Annotated in this window: 6 protein-coding genes, 1 tRNA gene and 1 other annotated feature; all 7 genes read left to right on the top strand. The window is 51.7% G+C overall.

Annotated elements, in window-relative coordinates; translation table 11 throughout:
* Positions 1-49: 49 nt before the first annotated feature.
* Positions 50-148: a sequence feature (23S ribosomal RNA rRNA prediction is too short), on the top strand.
* A 381-nt stretch (positions 149-529) separates the two neighbouring features.
* The 7 genes from GCWU000342_RS03560 to metG all read left to right on the top strand — a co-directional run bounded on the left by GCWU000342_RS03560 (position 530) and on the right by metG (position 7346).
* Positions 530-600: transfer RNA gene (locus GCWU000342_RS03560), tRNA-Cys, on the top strand.
* A 62-nt stretch (positions 601-662) separates the two neighbouring features.
* Entirely contained in the window at positions 663-1076 is a 414-nt protein-coding gene (locus GCWU000342_RS03555; RefSeq protein ID WP_045000240.1) for an EamA family transporter, read from the top strand.
* A 45-nt stretch (positions 1077-1121) separates the two neighbouring features.
* A complete protein-coding gene (locus tag GCWU000342_RS03550) occupies positions 1122-1910 on the top strand; it encodes a glutamine amidotransferase-related protein (RefSeq protein ID WP_006905889.1) in 789 nt (262 codons plus the stop codon).
* 165 nt (positions 1911-2075) lie between these two features.
* Positions 2076-3299 carry a tyrosine--tRNA ligase gene (tyrS, locus tag GCWU000342_RS03545; protein ID WP_044958315.1) on the top strand — a complete coding sequence of 408 codons (1224 nt, stop codon included), beginning with the start codon at positions 2076-2078 and terminating at the stop codon, positions 3297-3299.
* Between the two features lie 147 nt (positions 3300-3446).
* Positions 3447-4718: an ArsB/NhaD family transporter gene (locus GCWU000342_RS03540; protein WP_006905885.1), complete on the top strand. Its 1272-nt coding sequence runs from the start codon at positions 3447-3449 to the stop codon at positions 4716-4718.
* 89 nt (positions 4719-4807) lie between these two features.
* Positions 4808-5365 (top strand): zinc ribbon domain-containing protein, encoded by a 558-nt coding sequence (locus GCWU000342_RS03535; protein WP_006905884.1) that lies wholly within the window; start codon positions 4808-4810, stop codon positions 5363-5365.
* A 7-nt stretch (positions 5366-5372) separates the two neighbouring features.
* Positions 5373-7346 carry a methionine--tRNA ligase gene (gene metG, locus GCWU000342_RS03530; protein WP_006905883.1) on the top strand — a complete coding sequence of 658 codons (1974 nt, stop codon included), beginning with the start codon at positions 5373-5375 and terminating at the stop codon, positions 7344-7346.
* Positions 7347-7418 lie beyond the last annotated feature (72 nt).

Genomic DNA, 7418 nt, shown 5'->3' with positions numbered 1-7418 from the left:
TAAACGCTGAAGGCATCTAAGCGTGAAGCCCCCCTCAAGATGAGATATCCCGTCCAAAAGGACATAAGATCCCTTGCAGAGTACAAGGTAGATAGGGCAGGGATGTAAGCACAGCAATGTGTTCAGTTGACTGTCACTAATCGATCGAAGGCTTGACCAAAAGCGAAGAAAGCGGACGAGCAGGAAAAGAGGAGCGAGAGCGCTTGCGCTTGGAGCGACCTGTTTTCGAGCGAGTCCATTTGCGAAGCAAATGCACCGAGAAGAAGCGTCAAAGACGCGGATTCGAGGTGACCGCTTTCGTAGAAAATGGAAGAGTTTGCGCAGCAAAGACATCGAGCAGAAGCGACAAAGTCGCGGATGCGAGATGACCATTTTCATAGAAAATGAGATAACCATTTTCGAAGAGTGTGAGAAAAGATCCGCGGTTTGCAATTCATCTGTATGAAGTTTTGAAGGTATCTGCCTTCAGACTGGCTTGACGGGTTTCAGCCCCTCTGCTATATTGAGAAAGTGTTTCGAGCACATATTTGGTGCCATGGCCAAGTGGTAAGGCAAAGGTCTGCAACACCTTCATCACCAGTTCAAATCTGGTTGGCACCTCTTTTGGGCGAGTACGAAAGTACTCGCTTTTTTCAATAGAAGGATTCGATATAGGAGTATTTATGTGGATGATATTTGCAATTCTGTCGGCAGTTTTTGCCGCTTTGACCTCTATTTTGGGCAAGCTTGGCGTAAATGGCGTCAACTCAAATCTTGCGACGGCGATACGAACCTGCGTTGTCATTCTCATGGCCTGGGGTATGGTCTTTATCACGAATAGTCAAAAGGGAATCTTTGAAATAGGAAGAAGGAGTTGGATTTTTCTGATCCTGTCAGGCCTGGCAACAGGCGCCTCCTGGCTCTGTTATTATCGTGCTCTGCAGATAGGCGATGTATCCAAGGTTGTTCCGATTGATAAGATGAGTGTCGTAATCACAATTCTGCTGGCGTTTATCTTTCTTCACGAAGACGTTACCGTCAAATCTCTGCTCGGTTGTATTCTGATTGCGGCAGGGACATTGCTCATGACTCTGTAAAAACAGATTTCATTTGTGCAGGGGAAAAAGCGGAGAGAAATCAGAATGTCAGAGAAGGCAACGAATTTTCAATTGAAGGCGATGAGCCGCGGTACACGGGAAAAGGGAAAGAGAGAAATGAAAATTCTTTATTTGCTGCACGAAGCATTTGAGCAGCCGGCCACATATCTGGACTGGGCCAGGGCCAGGGGATATGAGACCGACCAGGTCCATGTCTACCTGAAGGAACCGATTCCCAGCGAGATCAGCGGCTATGATATGCTGATTGTTATGGGTGGTCCTCAGACTCCGAATGAGGATCGAGAGCATTTTCCCTATTATGATCCGAAAGAAGAAATTGCCCTGATCCAAAGATTTGTCAGGGAAAAGAAGGCAGTCCTCGGGGCCTGTCTGGGGGCGCAGCTGATCGGTCAGGCCTTTGGAGCGCCTTATGAGCACAGTCCTCACAGGGAAATCGGAGCCGTTCCCCTGCATTTGACTGAGGAGGGGCTTAAGGATCCTCTTTTGAAGGCGTTTGCGGATGGAATGAACATTGGAAGCTGGCACGGGGATATGCCGGGTTTAACCGGGGAGGCCAGGGTACTTGCTTTCTCTGAGGGCTGTCCGCGGCAGATCATTCGCTATTCTGACCGCGCATACGCCTTCCAGTGTCATCCGGAGTTTACGCCGGAGGCGGTAGAAGCTTTGATTGCGTCTGAGAGAAATCTGGAAGAAGACAGTAAAAAGTATCCCTATGTGAAAAATGCCTCTCAGCTGCGCGAGGACAGCTATGGACAAATGAACGCGGCTCTCTGTGATTTCCTGGATGCCTATGTCGCTTCTGTGACGAAATAAGGGTTCTGAGGAAATTGGGACAGAAGAAATTGAGACAAAGGACAGACGTATGAGACCCGCAGCTGCGGGAATGCAGCAGGATGCATCTGCGGGAATTTGCATAAGGTGGGGGAAGATTGTATCATAAGGACTGATTTTGTAGCCCCAGAGACGAGGAGAAATGAGATGACCTTATACGATGAGTTAGTGGCCAGAGGGCTGATTGCGCAGCTGACGGATGAAGAGAGAATCAAAGATCTGATTAATCATGGCAGAGCGACCTTTTATATCGGCTTTGATCCGACGGCAGATTCCCTGCATGTAGGGCACTTTATGGCCTTGACTTTGATGAAGCGCCTGCAGATGGGCGGGAATCGCCCAATTGCTCTGATCGGCGGGGGAACTGCAATGATCGGGGATCCCTCCGGGCGAACGGATCTGCGATCTATGATGACAGTCGAGCAGATCGATCACAACTGTGAGTGCTTCAAGAAACAGATGAGTCGCTTTATTGAATTTGGGGAAGACAAGGCGCTTATGGTCAATAACGCGGACTGGCTGCGCAATCTGAATTTCCTGGATTTTATGCGGGAGGTCGGAGCTCATTTTTCTGTCAATGACATGCTTCGTGCCAGAGCATATGTCAATCGCATGGAGCGCGGACTGTCCTTTTTGGAGTTTTCCTATATGCTTATGCAGGCCTATGACTTCTACAAGCTCTATCAGGAGTATGGCTGTAATATGGAGTTCGGCGGTGATGATCAGTGGTCCAATATGCTGGCCGGAACAGAGCTGATCCGCAAGAAGCTGGGAGAAGATGCCGCAGCTATGACCATCAACCTTCTGCTCAAGCATGACGGGACGAAGATGGGAAAGACAGCCGGCGGAGCTGTCTGGCTGGATCCCGGGAAAACATCCCCCTATGATTTCTTCCAGTACTGGAGAAATGTAGATGACGCGGATGTTCTCAAGTTCCTGCGCATGATGACCTTCCTGCCCCTGGAGCAGATTGATGAGATGGACCGCTGGGAGGGAGCCCAGCTCAATGAGGCCAAGCGCATTCTGGCCCATGAACTGACCGCGATGGTACACGGAGAGGAAGAGGCTGACAAGGCGCAGGAAGCGGCGAAATCGCTCTTCGCCGGGGGCGTGTCTTCTGACAATATGCCGCAGGCGGTCGTCAGGGAAGAAGATTTCAAAGAGGGAGAAATCGACATTCTGTCCGTTCTTGTCCTCTGCGGACTGGCGCAGTCCCGTTCCGATGCCCGCCGGGCAGTAGAGCAGGGCGGTGTATCTGTCAATGGGGATAAGGTGACAGATATTCACACGTCTTACAGGCCATCTGATTTCGCTGAGGAATTCCTTCTGCGCCGGGGAAAGAAGAAATACTGTAAAATCACTAGTCGATAAAGCGCCGAAGGTGCGAATTCGAGGCAGCTGTTTTTGAAGCAGGCTCTTTCGGAGACGGAGGATTTCTGAAGGAGAGACGTTTGCGGAGAAAGAGATTCGACCCACACGAGGATTGGGTCTCTTTTATCATAGGAGTGGAGATAGCGAATGAAAATACTGGCTCTGGTTCTCTTTATTCTTATGTATATTGTCATGGTTGCCAGGCAGAAATACCGGCCGCATGCGGCGATGGCAGTGGCGGCCCTCTATTTAGTGACAGGAATTCTGCCTGTGGGGCAGGTGATCTCCAGTATTAACTGGAATGTTCTGATGATGATCAGCGGGACGATGATTCTGGTTGATTATTTCATCGCCTCCGGCATGCCGCTTCTGATGGCAGACCTGATCATGGAGAAGTCGAAGAATGTCATGTGGATTATTATTCTCATGTCGCTCTTCGCCGGTCTGATCTCCGCTTTTATTGATAATGTCGCGACGGTTCTGATGGTAGCCCCGATCGGGATGGCGGTCTGCAGAAAGCTGAAGATCAACCCGGTTCCCATGATCTTTTCGATCGCGGTATCCTCGAATCTGCAGGGGGCGGCAACTCTGGTGGGGGATACGACGTCCATTCTGCTCGGTTCCTATGCCAATATGGATTTTCTGGACTTCTTTTTCATGCAGGGACGGCCGGGAATTTTCTTCGCTGTAGAACTGGGCGCACTGGCGACGATCCCCATTATGCGGTTTGAGTTTCGCCATTTGACGCAGGAAACGCTGGTGACGGAGCGGACACAGGTCAAGAGCTTATGGCCCTCTTTTTTGCTTCTGGCCATGATTTCTCTCCTGATTGGAGCCTCTTTCATTCCGGGAAAGCCGGAGATCAGCAATGGGATCATTTGTCTGGGTCTGGCAGGGCTTGCCCTGCTTGGCGACAGGGTGAAAACGGGCGAGAGAGAGGGAGTGAGAAGAGCCCTTCGCAGCCTTGATACAGAGACCCTCTTTCTCCTTCTGGGACTCTTTATCGTGATTGCCGGGGTGACACAGGTGGGCCTGATTGAAGACCTGACCAGGCTGATTGCAGAGGTCGGAGGCAGTCATCTCTTCTGGCTCTACAGTCTGGTCGTCTGGGGGTCAGTTTTGATCTCCGCCTTTGTAGATAATATTCCCTATGTGGCCACAATGCTGCCAGTTTTGACCGGGCTGGCGACCAGACTAGGGATTTCTCCTTATATCCTCTATTTTGGTCTGCTGACGGGAGCGACTCTGGGAGGAAATTTAACCCCGATCGGGGCGTCTGCCAATATCACAGCGGTTGGACTGCTGAAGAAAGAAGGGTATGAGACGGGATTTGCGGACTTTATGAAAGTGGGAGTCCCTTATACCCTGGCGGCGGTTCTGGCGGGTTACCTCTACACATGGTTCGTCTGGGCCGGATAAATTGCGCATCCAGAGTTACACAGGTATAATACAGATGATTAGACGCCGCTTTTTGACAAGTGCGCCGGCGTCATAGAAAGGAGCATACGATGGGTTTATTTGACGAGATTACCAACACAGTTGTAAATGCCGGTCAGGTTGTCGGTGACAAGGTAAAGACTGCCGTAGATGTAACCAAGGCCACTTATGAGGTCAAGGATACGGAGCGCAGGTTAAGAGACGCCTATGCAGAATTGGGCAGGCGCTACTATCAGGACCACAGTGATGATCCCGGAGAGGACTTCGCGGAAATCGAGGCTCTGCTGGAGAAATTAGAGGAGAAGAAGGAGACGGTCGAGGTCTTAAAGAGGACGCAGACCTGCCCGACCTGCGGCAGCTCTGTCTCCAAGGAGTCTGCGTACTGCCCCAAGTGTGGGGAGAAAATGCCTGTTTCCCATACAGAGGAGGGGAATGCGGGAGAGAAGAGTGCGCCCACCGCAGAACCGGATGCCTTCGTTGATGAAGAGACAAAGAGCGCAGAGCCGAAAATAGAGGAGTCCAAGCAGTATGCTCCGGAAGAGACTCCTTCTGAGGAGAAGCAGGACGCGCCGGCGGATGAGGAGAATTCAGAAGATAAGCCGGTAGAAGAGTTCAAGTACGGGGAATAAGGAAGAGATGAGCAACAAGGGTAAGTACTATATCACAACGGCCATTGCCTATACCTCAGGGAAACCCCACATCGGCAATACCTATGAGATCATTCTGGCGGATGCTATCGCCCGCTTCCGCCGCCAGGAGGGCTATGATGTCTTCTTCATGACAGGCTCCGATGAGCATGGACAGAAGATCCAGATCAAGGCCGAGGAGGCAGGCATCAGTCCCAAGGAGCTGGTGGACAGGAACTCCGGCGAGATCCGGCGTATCTGGGATTTGATGGACACTTCCTATGACAAGTTCATGCGCACAACAGACGCGGATCATGAGGCCCAGGTACAGAAGATCTTTAAGAAGCTCTATGACCAGGGGGATATCTACAAGGGAACGTATGAGGGCTGGTACTGTACTTCCGACGAGGCTTTCTGGACCGATTCCCAGCTCGTCGACGGGAGATGTCCCGACTGCGGACGTCCTGTCACAAGGGCATCTGAGGAGGCCTACTTCTTTCGGATGAGTAAGTATGCCGATCGGCTGATCGAGCATATCAAGAGTCACCCCGAGTTCATCCAGCCGGTCTCCCGCAAGAATGAGATGATGAACAATTTCCTCCTGCCCGGGCTGCAGGATCTCTGCGTCTCCAGAACATCCTTCTCCTGGGGGATTCCGGTCACCTTTGATCCCAAGCATGTCGTCTATGTATGGCTGGACGCTCTGACCAACTACATCACGGGAATCGGATATGATTGCGACGGGAATCATTCGGATCGCTATAAGAAGTACTGGCCCGCGGACCTGCATCTGATCGGCAAGGACATCATTCGCTTTCACACCATTTACTGGCCTATTTTCCTGATGGCCCTGGGACAGCCCCTGCCCAAACAGGTCTTTGGTCATCCCTGGCTCCTGCAGGCGGACGGCAAGATGTCCAAGTCCAGGGGTAATGTCATTTACGCGGATGACCTGGTGGATATCTTCGGTGTGGACGCGGTTCGATACTTCGTGCTGCATGAAATGCCCTTTGAGAACGATGGCGTTATCTCCTGGGAACTCATGGCTGAGCGCGTCAATTCGGATCTGGCGAATACCATGGGGAACCTGGTCAACCGCACGATCAGTATGGCCAATAAGTATTTTGGCGGACTTGTAGAGGATAAGGGCCTCGAGGAGCCGGTCGACAGAGAGCTCAAGGCTTATGCCGCGGGCACGGTCCAGAGGGTGACGGACAAAATGGCGGATCTGCATGTGGCGGACGCCATTACAGAAGTCTTCCATCTCTTTAGACGATCGAATAAGTATATTGACGAGACCATGCCATGGGCTCTGGCTAAGGACGCGGACAAACAGGATCGTCTGGCAACGGTGCTCTACAATCTCGTCGAGTCGATTGCCATCGGGGCAAGCCTCCTGAAGAGCTTCATGCCTTCTACGGCGGATCAGATCCTGGACCAGTTAAATATCGGTCAGATCGACTATGATCGTCTCTCTACGTTCGGGAATTATCCCTCGGGCAATCGAGTGACAGATCATCCACAGATCCTTTTTGCCCGTCTGGATTTAGAGGAGACAATGGCTAAGGTTGCGGAGATTGAGGCCGGGCAGAAGTCTCTTGTACCGGAGGCAGAAGAGGAGTCTGACCGGGCGGACGCGGTTCATGTTGAGACCAGAGAAGAGATTTCTTTCGACGATTTCGGCAAGATGCAGTTTGTGGTCGGACAGGTTCAGTCCTGTGAGCCGGTAGCTAAATCTAAGAAGCTTTTGTGCTCTCAGGTGGCGGTTGGTGACCGGACGGTTCAAATCGTCTCCGGCATTCGCAAGTGGTACTCTGCCGAAGAGATGGTGGGCAAGAAGGTGATGGTTCTTCTGAATCTGGCTCCCGCCAGGCTGGCAGGGGTTCTGTCCGAGGGAATGATTCTCTGCGCGGAGGACGCCGAGGGCAATGTGGTTTTAATGAGCCCCGAGAAGGATCTTCCCAGCGGTTCGGAGATATCCTGACGGTCTTTGCCCCGGCATTACTGCGGGATATTTGCGTCGACAGGTCAGGAGTCCCTGTTGTAAGCATTTTCC

Source organism: Shuttleworthella satelles DSM 14600, assembly GCF_000160115.1.
Lineage (GTDB): Bacteria > Bacillota > Clostridia > Lachnospirales > Lachnospiraceae > Shuttleworthia > Shuttleworthia satelles.
Note: the sequence above shows the minus strand (reverse complement) of the source record. Positions and strands in the feature narration are given on the sequence as shown.